The sequence below is a fragment of the Achromobacter sp. genome (assembly GCF_049647645.1).
Taxonomy (GTDB): Bacteria; Pseudomonadota; Gammaproteobacteria; order Burkholderiales; family Burkholderiaceae_B; genus Achromobacter.
The window spans coordinates 27,322-41,564 of the sequence record NZ_JBARYB010000241.1; the positions used below are offsets into that span (position 1 = coordinate 27,322).

The window sequence follows — 14,243 nt, forward strand, 5'->3', positions numbered from 1 at the left end:
TCAGGCTTTTTCATGAGGCCTGGCCACGACTAGGATAGCCATGAGCGACAACCATCAGCACGGCGACGTGCGCGCCTTGCCCGAATCCCGCCTCTGGATCGCCCTTGCGCTGACCGGCAGTTTCATGCTGGTGGAGATCGCGGGCGGGATGATCACAGGCAGCCTGGCATTGATTTCCGATGCCATGCACATGCTGACCGACGCCATGGCCCTGTTGCTGGCGCTGGTGGCGATACGCGCGGGCCGCAAGGCGGCCGACCTGATGCGCACCTACGGCTACGCCCGCTTCGAGATCCTGGCGGCGGCGGTCAACGCGCTGGTGCTGCTGGGCGTCGCCTTCTACATCCTGTACGAGGCCTATCAGCGCCTGTCGGCGCCGCAGGACATCCAGTCCTTGGGGATGCTGGCCGTGGCGGTGGTAGGGCTGATCGTCAACCTGATCGCCATGCGCCTGCTGGCAAGCGCCAAGGACCAGAGCCTGAACGTGAAGGGCGCCTACCTGGAGGTATGGGCCGACATGCTGGGCTCGATAGGCGTGATCGTCGGCGCCGTGCTCATCTGGTTCACGGGCTGGCGCTGGGTGGATTCCGCGCTGGCGGTGGGCATAGGCTTCATGGTGTTCCCCCGCACCTGGACGCTGCTGCGCGAATGCGTGAACATCCTGCTCGAAGGCGTGCCGCCGGGCATGAGCCTGCAGGCGGTACGCGACGCCATCGCCGGCACGGCCGGCGTGGCCGCCATCCACGACATCCATCTGTGGGCGGTGACGCAGAGCAATCCGATGCTGACCGGCCACGTGGTGCTGGCGGCCGGAGCGGACGGCGAACAGGTGCGCCGCGCCATCGAAGCGCGTTTGCAGGCTGATTTCGACCTGCACCATACGACGCTGCAGGTGGAGCGTGATGACCGCTCGGCCGAGGAACACATCCACTGAGCCCGGCCAATCTCGTCAGCAAAGAAAAACCCCTGTCCGAAGACAGGGGTTCATCAGCAGCCAGGCCAGGCCGCGGGGCCTGGTTTTCTTATTCGGGCAGCCGAGCGGCGATCTCCGCGATCAGGCGCCGCGCCGCGTCCAGCTTGTCGCCGGCGGGCAGGGGGTGGGTGCCTTGTTCGTCGAACAGCACCAGTTCGGTGGTGTCCGCGTCCATGACCTTGTGCGCCAGGTTGCCCACCAGCAGCGGGATGCCCTTGCGCGTGCGCTTGGCTTCGGCATGCTCGGCCAGCTTTTCGGTTTCGGCGGCGAAGCCCACGCACCAGGGGCCATTGGGCAGCTTGGCGACTTCGGCCAGGATGTCCGGATTGGGCTCGAATTCCATCACGGGTGCGCCGCCGCCTTCGCTGGTCTTCTTCAGCTTCTGGTTGCTGACGTTCTTGACGCGCCAGTCCGCAACGGCGGCCACGGCGATGAAGATGTCCGCGTCGGCCGCGCTGGCCATCACGGCGTCGTGCATCTGGCGCGCGGTGGTGACCGACAGCGCGGTGACGCCGCGCGGCACCTGCAGGAAGGTGGCGCCGGTGATCAGCGTGACGCGGGCGCCGGCCTCGCGCGCGGCGCGCGCCAGCGCATAGCCGGTCTTGCCCGAGGAGCGGTTGCTCAGCACGCGCACTGGATCCACGGGTTCGGAAGTGGGGCCGGCGGTCAGCAGCACGTGGCGGCCGGCCAGCAGCTTGGGCTGGAAGAAGGCGATCAGGTCGGTCAGCAGTTCATGCGCTTCCAGCATGCGGCCGTCGCCGGTTTCGCCGCAGGCCTGTTCGCCAGCAGAGGGGCCCAGCACGCTGATGCCGTCGGCGCGCAATTGCTCGACGTTGCGTTGCGTGGCCGGGTTGGCCCACATCTCGCGGTTCATGGCGGGCGCGACCAGCAAGGGACAGGCGCGCGCCAGGCATAGCGTGGACAGCAGGTCGTCGGCCATGCCGTGGGCCAGCTTGGCCATGAAGTCGGCGCTGGCGGGCGCGATCAGCACCGCGTCCGCGCCGCGCGTCAGGTCGATGTGCGCCATGTTGTTGGGCACGCGGGCGTCCCACGCGTCCACAAACACCGGGCGGCCCGACAGGGCTTGCATGGTGACCGGGGTGATGAAATGCGTGGCCGCCTCGGTCATCACCACGTCGACGGTGGCGCCTTGTTCGGTCATGCGCCGCACGAGTTCGGCGATCTTGTAGCAGGCGATGCCGCCGGTCAGGCCGAGGACGATGCGTTTGCGGGCGAGGTCGAGCATGAGGGAGGCGGCGGGTTCAGCGCCGTGTAAACGAGGAACGGACAGTGATTTTATTCTGCATTGCGGCATTGCGCCGTTCGCGATGCGTTCAGGGGGCATCAAGCAGGACAAAAACCGTGGGAAAGAGGGGGGAGCCGGGGCATGGCGGCGCCCCGGCCGGGCCGTTTTCAGGCCTGGGTCTTGGCCTTGCGGCCGCGCAGCAGCTCGTCGAGCACCAGCAGGATCGCGCCGCAGGTGATGCCCACGTCCGCCAGGTTGAAGGCGGGAAAGTAGGAGTCGTCCCAGTAGAACAGCAGGAAATCCACCACGTGGCCATAGACGACGCGGTCGATGACGTTGCCGATGGCGCCGCCCAGGATCAGGGTCAGCGCCAGGCTGAAGCGCGGCTGGCCGTGGGTGCGGCGCAGGATGATGGTGATGACCACCGCCGCCACGCAGCCCAGGCCGGTGAACAACCAGCGCTGCCAGCCTTCCTCGGAAGCCAGGAAGCTGAACGCGGCGCCGCGGTTGTACATCAGCGTGAAGTCGAAGACCGGCAGCACGTTGACACGCTCGCCATACTGGAACGAGGTGTTGAAGTAGACCTTGGTCAGCTGGTCCAGCACGATGATGGCGAGCGCCAGGGCCAGCCACCCACCCACGCGCGCCGGCGCGGCGCGGGCGGGGGCAGCGGCGCCGGTCACTCCGGGGGCGGAGGGGCGGGCCATGCTCAAGCCTTGTCGCGGGCTTCGCCCGAGCCGAACAGATTGGAGACGCAGCGGCCGCAGATCTCGGGGTGGTCGGCGTCCTGGCCCACGTCCAGGCGCCAGTGCCAGCAGCGCTCGCACTTCTTGTGCGCCGACGGCGTGACCTCGATGCGGGTTTCGCCCTCGCCCGCGTGCACGGTGGCGCGCGACACGATCAGCACGAAGCGCAGGTCGTCGCCCAGGCTGGCCAGCAGTTCCTGGTCGGCGCCGTTGGCGTACAGGTCCACCTCGGCTTGCAGCGAGGAACCGATGTCGCCGGCCGTGCGCACTTCTTCCAGCTTGCGCTGGACTTCGGCGCGGATGGCGCGCAGGCGGGCCCACTTGGCCGACAAGGCGTCCGCGTCCGCGAACGGCGGCAGGGCGTGGTAGACCTCGGTGAAGATGGTGGTGCGGGCGGCGTCGGCCTGGTTCTTCAGGGCCGAGTTGACCAGTTCCTTCCAGGCTTCTTCGGCCGTGAAGGACAGGATCGGCGCCATCAGCTTGAGCAGCGTCTGCGTGATGTCCAGCAGGGCCGTCTGGGCCGAGCGGCGCGCGCGGCTATCCACGGCCGAGGTGTACAGGCGGTCCTTCAGGATGTCCAGGTAGAACGCGCCCAGGTCTTCCGAGCAGAACGTCTGCAGGCGCGAGACCGCCGGGTGGAAGTCGTAGCGCTCGTAGTTGGCCTGGACTTCCGCCTGCATCTGCGCCGTCATGGCCAGCGCGTAGCGGTCGATCTCGAAGAGTTCGCCGTAGGGCACGGCCTGCGTCACGGCGTCGAAGTCGGCCAGATTGGCCAGCAGGAAGCGCAGCGTGTTGCGGATGCGGCGATAGCCTTCGACCACGCGCTTGAGGATCTCGTCCGAGATGGACAGTTCGCCCGAGTAATCGGTGGAGGCCACCCACAGGCGCAGGATTTCCGCGCCCAGCGAATCGGACACCTTTTGCGGGGCGATCACGTTGCCCACCGACTTGCTCATCTTGCGGCCCTGGCCATCCACCACGAAGCCGTGCGTCAGCAGCGCCTTGTAGGGCGGCTGGCCGTAAAGCATGCAGCCGGTCAGGAGGGACGAATGGAACCAGCCGCGGTGCTGGTCCGAGCCTTCCAGGTACAGGTCGGCGGGCCAGGCGAGTTCAGCGCCATGCGAACCGGCGAAGTCGCCGTCCTTGCCGCCCAGCACCGTGGCGTGGGTGCTGCCCGAGTCGAACCACACGTCCAGCGTGTCGCGGTTCTTTTCGTACTGGTCGGCTTCGTCGCCCAGCAGTTCGCGCGGATCCAGCGTCTGCCAGGCTTCGATGCCGCCCTGCTCGACGCGCTGCGCCACCTGTTCCAGCAACTCCGGGGTGCGCGGATGCAGTTCGCCGGTTTGCTTGTGCACGAAGAAGGCCATCGGCGTGCCCCACTGGCGCTGGCGCGACAGGGTCCAGTCCGGACGGTTGGCGATCATGGCGTGCAGGCGGGCGCGGCCCCAGGCCGGATAGAAGGCCGTGGCGTCAATACCGGCCAGGGCCGATTCGCGCAGGGTCGGGCCGCCGTCCTTGGGGGCCACGTCCATGCCGGCGAACCATTGGCTGGTGGCGCGGTAGATGATCGGGGTCTTGTGGCGCCAGCAGTGCATGTAGCTGTGCTTGTGCTTTTCCACGTGCATCAGGGCGCCGGCTTCCTGCAGCGCCTCGACGATCTTGGGGTTGGCGTCCCAGATGGACAGGCCGCCGAACAGCGCCAGGCTGTCCACATACTTGCCGTCGCCCATGACCGGGCTGATGAAGTCGGTGTCCTTCATGCCGTGTTCTTTGCACGACACGAAGTCCTCGATGCCGTAGGCCGGCGCTGAGTGCACCACGCCGGTGCCGGAGTCGGCCGTCACGTAGTCGCCCAGGTAGGCGGGCGACTTGCGGTCGTAGGCGGCGTTGAACTGCGCCAGCGGATGGCGGAATTCGATGCCCGACAGCGCCGCGCCCGGGGCGGTGGCGATCACTTCGCCTTCCAGGTTCCAGGCTTTCAGGCAGGCTTCGACGCGTTCCTTGGCGATCAGCAGCAGGGGGCCGAACTTGGGAACCGGCGTCACGCGCACCAGCGCGTATTCGATTTCGGGGTGCAGGTTCAGCGCCTGGTTGGACGGGATGGTCCAGGGCGTGGTGGTCCAGATGACGATGGCGCCGTCGTCGACCGATTCCAGGCCGAAGGCGCTGGCCAGCTTGGCGTGTTCGGCGAACGGGAAGGCCACGTCCACCGCCGGGTCGACGCGGTCGGCGTATTCGACCTCGGCTTCGGCCAGGGCCGAGCCGCAGTCGAAGCACCAGTTCACGGGCTTCAGGCCGCGGAACACATAGCCCTTGTCCAGGATGCGGCCCAGCGCGCGGATTTCGTCGGCTTCATTGCTGAAGTTCATCGTCATGTAGGGACGATCCCACTCGCCTAGCACGCCCAGGCGCTTGAAGTCCTTGCGCTGGCGGTCGATCTGCTCGAGCGCGTAGGCGCGGGCCTTGGACTGCACTTCGGCCACGGGCAGGTGCTTGCCGTACTTCTTTTCGATCTGGATTTCAATCGGCATGCCGTGACAGTCCCAGCCCGGCACGTAGTGCGCGTCATAGCCGGCCATGTTGCGGCTCTTGACGATGATGTCCTTCAGGATCTTGTTGACCGCGTGGCCGATGTGTATGTCGCCGTTGGCGTAGGGCGGGCCGTCGTGCAGCACGAAGCGCGGCCGGCCGCGGCTGGCCGCGCGGATCGCCTGGTAGACGTGGTTTTCCTCCCACTGCGAAATCCAGGCGGGCTCGCGCTTGGCGAGGTCGCCCCGCATGGGGAAGGAGGTATCGGGCAGGTTGAGGGTCTTTTTATAGTCCATGAACGGCAAAATAGGCGCGCGCGTTTCGCGCGTCTTCGGCGATGGCGGCAGTCAGGGAAGGGAGGTCAGGAAATTTTTCTTCGTCCCGCAGCTTTTGCAGGAATTCGACGCGTACGAGTTTACCGTAAGCGTCGACGGTATCGTCGAGCAGGTGCGACTCCAGCAGCACGCGGCCGCGGTCTTCGACTGTGGGACGCACGCCCAGGCTGGCAACCGCCGGCAGCGGGCGGTCGGCCAGGCCGTAGACCTGCACCACGTAGATGCCGGAGCGCGCGGCGCAGCGCTCGGCCACCCGCAGGTTCATGGTCGGGAAGCCCAGCGTGCGACCCAGCTTCTGGCCGTGGATCACGTGGCCGCTGATGTGGTACGGGTGGCCCAGCAGGTGGCGGGCGCGTTCCAGATCGCCCACCGCCAACGCGGTGCGCACCTCGGAACTGGAGATCCGGTGGCCTTGCTGGTCGGTCACGTCCGCCAGTGTCTGCACCTCGAAGCCATGGCGCAGGCCGGCCTCGCGCAGCAGGTCGATGTCGCCGCTGCGCTTGTGGCCGAAGCGGAAATCCTCGCCCACCAGCAGCCACTTGGCGTGCAGGCCCTGGACCAGCAGTTGTTCGATGAAGGCGTTGGCCGACATTTCAGCCAGGCGAGCGTTGAAGCGTTCCACCACGACCTGGGAGATACCGTAGCGCGCCAGCGCGGCCAGCTTGTCGCGCAAACCCGAAATGCGGGTGGGCGCCAGTTCCGGGCGTTGATTCAGGGTGGCGAAATACTCCCGCGGATGCGGCTCGAAGGTCATCACGGAGGGCGTCAGGTTGCGGTCGCGCGCGACCTGGCAGACGCGCGCCAGCATGGCCTGGTGTCCGCGGTGGACGCCGTCGAAATTGCCGATCGTCAGCGCGCAAGGGGCGCGCCGGTCGGGCGGGGGCAGGGATCGGTAGATGCGCAGCGATGGTTTCACGAGCGAGAGTTTACAATTTTGGATTCCGGGTTTGTTCCTGTTTCCTCCTGACGCGCGTCCAGGCTGTTGCCGCACGCGGGATTCTGGAGGGCGGACGGGCCCGATTTCCCTTGGAATTCCTTATCTTGCCGGAAATATCTACCACCAAGCGCCGCATCGTCATCCTGATCTCGGGACGCGGCAGCAACATGCAGGCATTGGCCGAAGCCTGCCGCAATGAGGGCTGGCCAGCCGAAGTCGCCGCCGTCATTGCCAGCAAGCCCGACGCCGCAGGCCTGGAATGGGCGGCCCACCAGGGCATCCCCACCGGTGCGCTGTACCACAAGGACTACGCCAGCCGCGAAGCCTTCGATGCCGCGCTGGCCGCTGAAATCGACCGCTACGAACCCGATTACGTCATCCTCGCGGGCTTCATGCGCGTGCTGACCCCGGGCTTCGTCAACCACTATGCCGGCCGGCTGGTGAACATCCATCCCTCGCTGCTGCCGGCTTTCCCGGGGCTGCACACGCATGCCCAGGCGCTGGCGACCGGGGTGCGCGTGCATGGCTGCACCGTGCACTTCGTCACGCCGGTGCTGGACCATGGCCCCATCATCGCCCAGGGCTGCGTGCCGGTCCTGGCGGGCGACACGCCTGAAGCCCTGGCCGAGCGCGTGCTGGCCGTCGAGCACCGCGCTTTTCCGGCAGCGGTACGCTGGCTGGCCGAAGGCCGGGTTACCCTGACCAGTGACCACCGCGTCAACGTGCAGGGCGATCCCGACCGCCTGTTCGCCTGGTCGCCGGCCGCTTGAACGGCCCCGAATCGCATTTTTCGGGCGGAAACCCTCCGCCCCATTGGAATACACCATGAGCAAACCCCAATCTCCGCGTTCCCGTCCGGCAGGCGCCGGCAGGTCGGCCTCCGAAGGCCGCGACGGTCGGTCCTTCTTCTCGCGCCCCAAGGGTGAGGCGCGCACGCCGGTCGCGCGCGATAGCGCCCGTGAAGACCGCTCCGGCGGCAGCCGCGACGAGCGCTCCAGTGGCCGCCCGGGTCCGCGTCCGTCCTATGACGCCCCGCGTGGCGAGGGCCGAGGCGGCGAGCGCGCGTCCTACGGTTCGGAACGCCGCGAAGGCCGTCCGGGCCCGCGTCCGTCCTATGACGCCCCGCGCGGTGAAAACCGTGGCGGCGAGCGCGCGTCCTATGGTTCGGAACGCCGCGAAGGCCGTCCGGGCCCGCGTCCGTCCTATGACGCCCCGCGCGGTGAAAACCGAGGCGGCGAGCGCGCGTCCTACGGTTCGGAACGCCGCGAAGGCCGTCCGGGCCCGCGTCAGTCCTATGACGCCCCGCGCGGTGAAAACCGAGGCGGCGAGCGCGCCTCCTATGGTTCGGAACGCCGGGAAGGCCGTCCGGGCCCGCGTCCGTCCTATGACGCTCCGCGCGGTGAAAACCGCGGCGGCGAGCGCGCGTCCTACGGTTCGGAACGCCGCGAAGGCCGTCCAGGTCCGCGTCCGTCCTATGACGCCCCGCGTGGCGAAGGCCGTGGCGGCGAGCGCGCCTCCTATGGTTCGGAACGCCACGAAGGCCGTCCGGGTCCGCGTCCGTCCTATGACGCCCCGCGCGGTGAAAACCGTGGCGGCGAGCGCGCTTCCTATGGTTCGGAACGCCGCGAAGGCCGTCCAGGTCCGCGTCCGTCCTATGATGCTCCGCGCGGTGAAAACCGCGGCGAGCGCGCTTCCTACGGTTCCCCGCGAGGCGACGATCGTGGCAGCGAGCGCGGCCAATACGCAGGCCCGCGCGGCGGGGATGGCGGCCATGGCGGCCAGGACCGTGCGCCGCAGAAGCCCCAATTCAACCGCCCGCGCCAATCGCATGCGGCCATCCGCATCGACCAGGTGCAGCGCGTCCTGGGTGAAATCCTGCAGTGGACTTATCCGGCTGACGCGGCCCTGTCGCACTGGCTGCGTCACCACCCCAATCTGGGCGCGCGCGACCGTTCCGAAGTCGCTGAGGCTGTCTACGACGTGCTGCGCCATCTGCGCCGCTACCGCCAGTTCGGCGAAAGCGGTGTCGGTCCCGCTTCGCGTCGCCTGGCCATCTTGGGCCTGGCCGCGACGCTGGGCGCCGAAGCGCTGGCTGACGGCATGGACGCCGCCGAAGCCGAATGGCTGCAGCGCGTGTCGCAGATCGACCTGGCGACGCTGCCGCGCGCTGTGCGCGGCAGCATCCCGGACTGGCTGGACGAGCGCCTGGGCGCGATGGACAGTCCCGAAACCCTGATCGAGGCGCTGAACCGCCAGGCCAGCCTGGACCTGCGCGTCAATCCGCTGAAGGTCGAGCGCGACGCCATGCTGGCTGAATTGCAGCAGGGCGCCGGCCGCTACGAGCCCGTCGCGATGCCGTATTCGCCCTGGGGCATCCGCATGGAAGGCCGCCCGGCCATCAATCGCTGGCCGCAGTTCGAGAACGGCAGCATCGAAGTCCAGGACGAGGGCAGCCAACTGCTGGCCCTGCTGGTGGCGCCGCGCCGCGGCGAAATGATCATCGACTTCTGCGCCGGCGCCGGCGGCAAGACGCTGTTGCTGGGCGCGCTGATGCGCTCCACCGGCCGCCTGTACGCGTTCGACGTGTCGGCGGCCCGCCTGGCGCGCGCCAAGCCGCGTTTCGCCCGCAGCGGCCTGTCGAACGTGGTGCCGGTGGTCATCGACAGCGAAAACGACGCTCGCGTGAAACGCCTGGCCGGCAAGGCCCAGCGCGTGCTGGTCGACGCGCCGTGCAGCGGCATCGGCACCCTGCGCCGCAACCCTGACCTGAAATGGCGCCAGCACCCCGAGGCGCTGGCCGAACTGGGCCAGCTCCAGGAACGCATACTCAATAGCGCGGCGCGCTGCGTGGCCCCTGGCGGCCGCCTGGTTTATGCCACCTGCAGCCTGCTGGCCGAGGAAAATGAGGTGCAGGCGGAGCGCTTCCTGGCCAGCCACCCCGATTTCGAACGCCTGGACGCCGCCGAGATCCTGGCTGCCCGCTGCGAAACCCTGAAGCTGGAAGGGCCGTACGTGCAGTTGCGTCCCGACGTACATGGCACCGACGGTTTCTTCGCGGCGGTGTTCGAACGCAGGAAGAAGGGCGCGGCAATCGGGACCGAGGACGCCGAGGCGGCGAATGCCGACGATGTTTCTGCTGAAACGCCGGCAGAAGCATCGGCAGAAACGCCGGCCGAGGAAGCCGCGGCCGGTCCGCAGGATCAGCCGGCCTGAACGGGCGCGCCGGGTCAGGGACCCGGCGTCACCACCACCGTGGCGCTGTAGCGCCTCGTGCCCAGGGCTTTGTTCTGGTACTTCACCTCCCAGGCCAGGGCGTCACTGCCCGCCTGGTCCGCTTGGTAGACCACCTGGGACACCGGCACGGTCTGATACGCGCAGCGGCCGGAATCGCTGGACTGGCCGCGCGTCTGCATGATGTTGGCCTTGCCCAGGCGCGGCATCATGGTCAGCGATACCCGCGGCGCGCGCAGCGCCAGGCAGTCCGATCCTCGGATCTCGTAGTACGAGGCCAATACGGCGACGTCGCCCGACTTCATCGTCTGTGCGGGAACGGAGGAGGGCAGCGCCGTTCCCAGCGCGGCCAGGGCGTAAATTAAATGGGGACGTATTTTTTTCAGCAACATCAGTGGGGCAAAAGAGACAGTTGGGTCAGCAAAGCACCCGCAGTGTGCACCTGCCGCAAGTCCGCTTCAAGGCCAGACGCCTTGCTGACAGGAACTTTAACGGCGAAATCCAGCCAAAACCTTGCGCCTTCGCGTATGCCCCCACGTTCCCTGGGGAGGACGGCCCTAGCGCCGCGTGCCGCAAGGCTCGGCCTCGCAACCTTCGTTTCTGGCGGCGAGAGTGGTTTTTTGCCCTGAAAAACCGAGGCTTAGTCCTTGATTTCGCTCAAAAACTATTTTGAAACTACCTTGTCATAAGTCGGTCAAGGTAAGCTAAACTCCAGGCACTTCTCTAGCGAGGCTCCTAACAGCTTTATGGATTACATCCTTTCCTTCATTGCCGGCGGTCTGACCCAAGCTACCTGGTGGCAGGTCGTCGTGTTCACTCTGGTTGTGACGCACATCACGATTGTGGCGGTCACGGTTTTCCTCCATCGCAGCCAAGCGCACCGTGGTCTGGATCTGCATCCGGCCGTCATGCACTTCTTCCGCTTCTGGCTCTGGATGACGACCGGCATGGTCACCAAGGAATGGGTGGCCATTCACCGCAAGCACCACGCCAAGTGCGAAAAGGAAGGCGATCCCCATTCGCCCATCCTGTTCGGCATCTGGAAGGTGCTGTTCCGCGGCGCGGAACTGTACCGCGAAGAATCGAACAACAAGGAAACCATGGCCAAGTTCGGCCACGGCACGCCTGACGACTGGCTCGAGCGCAACGTCTACAGCAAGCACAGCCTGTGGGGCGTGCTGAGCATGCTCGCCATCGACGTCGCCCTGTTCGGCGCCATCGGCGTCACGGTGTGGGCGGTGCAGATGGCCTGGATTCCCTTCTGGGCCGCCGGCGTCGTCAACGGCATCGGCCACTACTGGGGCTACCGCAACTACAACAGCCCGGACACCAGCACCAACGTGTTCCCCTGGGGCATCGTGATTGGCGGCGAAGAGCTGCACAACAACCACCACGCCCACGGCACATCGGCCAAGTTCTCGGCCAAGTGGTACGAGTTCGACATCGGCTGGTGCTACATCAACATCCTGAAGTTCTTTGGCCTGGCCAAGATCAAGAAGGTTGCGCCCAAGCTCAAGCTGGACGATTCCAAGACCGGCATCGACCTGCGCACCCTGCAAGGCGTGATCACGCACCGCTACGAAGTCATGGCCCGCTATGCGGACGTGATCAAGAGCGCTGCCCGCGAAGAAATGGCCAAGCTGAAGGATTCGCGCAACAAGAACAGCGCCGAATGCGACTGGACCAAGCTGCATAGCGTGCGCCGCGCCATCCACCGCAACGAGGACATCCTCCAACCGGAACAGCTCGCCGCCGTGGATCAGGCCATCGCCCAGAACAAGTCGCTGGCCACGCTGGTGCAGATGCGCCGCGAACTCGGCCGCATCTGGGAAAGCTCCAGCGCCAGCAGCGAACAGCTCCTTCATGACCTGCAGGCCTGGTGCCAGCGCGCCCAGCAAAGCGGCATCGCCGGGCTCGAGCAATTCGCTCAACGTCTGCGCCGCTACGCGGCATGATGCTAGAGAAGCTCAACCCTGAACAACGCGCCGCAGTAACGTTAGAACCGCAGCACGCCCTGGTCCTGGCCGGGGCGGGCAGCGGCAAGACCCGGGTGCTCACCACCCGCATGGCCTGGCTGATTCAAACCGGCCAGGCCTCGCCTTTTGGGCTTCTGGCGGTCACGTTCACCAACAAGGCGGCGCGCGAGATGCTCGCGCGCATGTCGGCCATCCTGCCGATCGATACGCGCGGCCTGTGGATCGGCACCTTCCACGGCCTGTGCAACCGCATGCTGCGCGCGCATCACCGCGACGCCGGCCTGCCGCAAAGCTTCCAGATCCTGGACGTCACCGACCAACTGGCGGCGATCAAGCGGCTGATGAAGGCCAATGGCGTCGACGACGAGAAGTATCCTCCCCGCGATGTGCAGCGCTTCATCAACGGCTCCAAGGAAGAGGGCTTGCGCCCGGCCGACGTCGAAGCCTACGACGCTCATCGCCGCCGCCTGATCGAGATCTACCAGCTCTACGAGGCCCAGTGCCTGCGCGAGGGCGTGGTGGACTTCGCCGAGCTGCTGCTGCGCGCCTACGAACTGCTGTCGCGCAACGCGCCCGTGCGCGAGCACTACCAGCGCCGCTTCCGCCACATCCTGGTCGACGAGTTCCAGGACACCAACACGCTGCAGTACAAGTGGCTGCGCCTGTTGGCCGGCGGCGGCGCTGCGATCTTCGCGGTGGGAGACGACGACCAATCCATCTACGCGTTCCGCGGCGCCAACGTCGGCAACATGGCCGACTTCGAGCGCGATTACGCGCGTGGGACCGTGATCCGCCTGGAGCAGAATTACCGTTCCTTTGGCCACATCCTGGACTCGGCCAACGCGCTGATCGGCCACAACACCGGCCGGTTGGGCAAGAACCTCTGGACCGAACAGGGCGAGGGCGAGCCGGTGCGCGTCATCGAGCAGCCGTCCGATGGCATGGAAGCGCAGTGGATCGTGGATGAGATCCGCTCCCTGATCCGCGAAGGCAGCCTGCGCCGCGAAATCGCCGTGCTCTACCGCAGCAACGCGCAGTCACGCGTGCTGGAACACGCCATCTTTTCCGCTGGCATTCCCTACAAGGTGTATGGCGGCCTGCGCTTTTTCGAGCGCCAGGAAATCAAGCACGCGCTGGCCTACCTGCGCCTGATGGCCAACCCGCACGACGACACCTCGTGGATGCGGGTCGTCAACTTCCCCACGCGCGGCATCGGCGCGCGCACGCTGGAGCAATTGGGCGACGCAGCGCGCACGCATGACACCAGCCTGTATGCGGCCGTGGCGCTGGTGCCCGGCAAGGGCGGCTCCAACCTGGCGCAGTTCGCGCAGTTGATCCATCGCCTGATCGAAGAGACGCGCGATCTGCCATTGCCGGAAATGGTCGAGCACATGCTCGAGACCAGCGGCCTGAACGCGCACTACAAGGCCGAACGCGAAGGCGCGGAACGGCTGGAAAACCTGAACGAACTGATCACCGCCGCGGCCGTGTTCGCGTCCGAGGAAAACTACGACGGCATGCCCGCCGGCGTGGTGCCCGAACAGGACACGACATCCACGCTCAATGCGGGCGTGGTGGATGCGCCCATCGTGGCCTCCGACGGCCTGACCCCGCTGGCGGCGTTCCTGTCGCATGCGGCGCTGGAAGCCGGCGACAACCAGGCCCAGCAGGGCCAGGACGCCGTGCAGCTCATGACCGTGCATGCGGCCAAGGGCCTGGAGTTCGACGCCGTGTTCATCACTGGCCTGGAAGAGGGGCTGTTCCCGCACGAGAACAGCGTCCTGGAAGCTTCCGGGTTGGAGGAAGAGCGCCGCCTCATGTACGTGGCCATCACGCGCGCGCGGCAGCGCCTGTACATCAGCCTGGCGCAAAGCCGGATGCTGCATGGCCAGACGCGCTACGCGATGCGTTCCCGCTTCCTGGATGAAATTCCGGAACAGCACTTGAAGTGGCTGTCGCCCAAGGCCGGTTTGGCCCAGGTCGGCAGCACGGGCGCGGGCTGGGGCGGCGGCAATCGCGGCGACGCTTTCGGACGCAAGGCCACCAATACCATTGCGCCGCGTCAAGCGCGCAGCGTCACCACTGGCGTCACGGTGGGCGACAAGCAGTATCGTGTAGGTCAGGGCGTGCATCACGCGCGGTTCGGCGAGGGCACGATCATAGGCTTGAGCGGCGCAGGGCAGGACGCCCAGGCTGAAATCCAGTTCCGCGACGTGGGCGCCAAGACCTTGGCGCTGGGCATCGCCAAACTCGATATTGTTCAGGGTTGA

General features: G+C 66.8%; 10 protein-coding genes. 5 read left to right on the forward strand and 5 right to left on the reverse strand.

From position 1 onward, the window contains the following. Positions 1-40: 40 nt before the first annotated feature. The gene (locus tag WBB14_RS27755; protein ID WP_424242608.1) at positions 41-934 is read left to right on the forward strand and encodes a cation diffusion facilitator family transporter; all 894 of its coding nucleotides are present in this window, start codon (positions 41-43) and stop codon (positions 932-934) included. An 88-nt stretch (positions 935-1,022) separates the two neighbouring features. Here WBB14_RS27755 and coaBC read toward each other — a convergent pair whose 3' ends face one another. From coaBC to WBB14_RS27775, 4 genes are all read right to left on the reverse strand, one after another. Then, on the reverse strand, positions 1,023-2,219 hold the full coding sequence (gene coaBC, locus WBB14_RS27760) for a bifunctional phosphopantothenoylcysteine decarboxylase/phosphopantothenate--cysteine ligase CoaBC (protein ID WP_332016208.1): 1,197 nt from the start codon (positions 2,217-2,219) through the stop codon (positions 1,023-1,025). A 167-nt stretch (positions 2,220-2,386) separates the two neighbouring features. Next, positions 2,387-2,926: a signal peptidase II gene (gene lspA / locus WBB14_RS27765; RefSeq protein ID WP_424242609.1), complete on the reverse strand. Its 540-nt coding sequence runs from the start codon at positions 2,924-2,926 to the stop codon at positions 2,387-2,389. A 2-nt stretch (positions 2,927-2,928) separates the two neighbouring features. Continuing rightward, positions 2,929-5,790, reverse strand: coding sequence for an isoleucine--tRNA ligase (gene ileS / locus WBB14_RS27770; protein ID WP_424242610.1), 2,862 nt, complete (start codon positions 5,788-5,790; stop codon positions 2,929-2,931). Then, entirely contained in the window at positions 5,780-6,745 is a 966-nt protein-coding gene (locus tag WBB14_RS27775; RefSeq protein ID WP_424242611.1) for a bifunctional riboflavin kinase/FAD synthetase, read from the reverse strand. Before WBB14_RS27775 ends, ileS begins: the two co-directional genes overlap by 11 nt. A gap of 134 nt (positions 6,746-6,879) precedes the next feature. On the opposite strand from WBB14_RS27775, the gene purN reads away from it, so the two are divergent. Together purN and WBB14_RS27785 are read left to right on the forward strand one after the other, a co-directional pair. Beyond that, positions 6,880-7,536, forward strand: a complete 657-nt coding sequence (purN, locus tag WBB14_RS27780) for a phosphoribosylglycinamide formyltransferase (RefSeq protein WP_424242663.1) — start codon at positions 6,880-6,882, stop codon at positions 7,534-7,536. A 1,081-nt stretch (positions 7,537-8,617) separates the two neighbouring features. Further along, positions 8,618-9,979, forward strand: coding sequence for an RsmB/NOP family class I SAM-dependent RNA methyltransferase (locus WBB14_RS27785; protein ID WP_424242664.1), 1,362 nt, complete (start codon positions 8,618-8,620; stop codon positions 9,977-9,979). A 14-nt stretch (positions 9,980-9,993) separates the two neighbouring features. On the opposite strand, the gene WBB14_RS27790 is transcribed toward WBB14_RS27785, so the two are convergent. After that, positions 9,994-10,302, reverse strand: coding sequence for a hypothetical protein (locus tag WBB14_RS27790; protein WP_424242612.1), 309 nt, complete (start codon positions 10,300-10,302; stop codon positions 9,994-9,996). A gap of 441 nt (positions 10,303-10,743) precedes the next feature. On the opposite strand from WBB14_RS27790, the gene WBB14_RS27795 reads away from it, so the two are divergent. Then, entirely contained in the window at positions 10,744-11,952 is a 1,209-nt protein-coding gene (locus WBB14_RS27795; protein WP_424242613.1) for a DesA family fatty acid desaturase, read from the forward strand. Then, positions 11,949-14,243, forward strand: coding sequence for a UvrD-helicase domain-containing protein (locus WBB14_RS27800; protein WP_424242614.1), 2,295 nt, complete (start codon positions 11,949-11,951; stop codon positions 14,241-14,243). Before WBB14_RS27795 ends, WBB14_RS27800 begins: the two co-directional genes overlap by 4 nt.

Coding starts and splice junctions, on each gene's coding strand:
- WBB14_RS27755 (WP_424242608.1), top strand. CDS start 41: ATGAGCGACAACCATCAGCACGGCGACGTGCGCGCCTTGCCCGAATCC.
- lspA (WP_424242609.1), bottom strand. CDS start 2,926: ATGGCCCGCCCCTCCGCCCCCGGAGTGACCGGCGCCGCTGCCCCCGCC.
- WBB14_RS27790 (WP_424242612.1), bottom strand. CDS start 10,302: ATGAAGTCGGGCGACGTCGCCGTATTGGCCTCGTACTACGAGATCCGA.
- WBB14_RS27800 (WP_424242614.1), top strand. CDS start 11,949: ATGATGCTAGAGAAGCTCAACCCTGAACAACGCGCCGCAGTAACGTTA.
- WBB14_RS27795 (WP_424242613.1), top strand. CDS start 10,744: ATGGATTACATCCTTTCCTTCATTGCCGGCGGTCTGACCCAAGCTACC.
- ileS (WP_424242610.1), bottom strand. CDS start 5,790: ATGGACTATAAAAAGACCCTCAACCTGCCCGATACCTCCTTCCCCATG.
- coaBC (WP_332016208.1), bottom strand. CDS start 2,219: ATGCTCGACCTCGCCCGCAAACGCATCGTCCTCGGCCTGACCGGCGGC.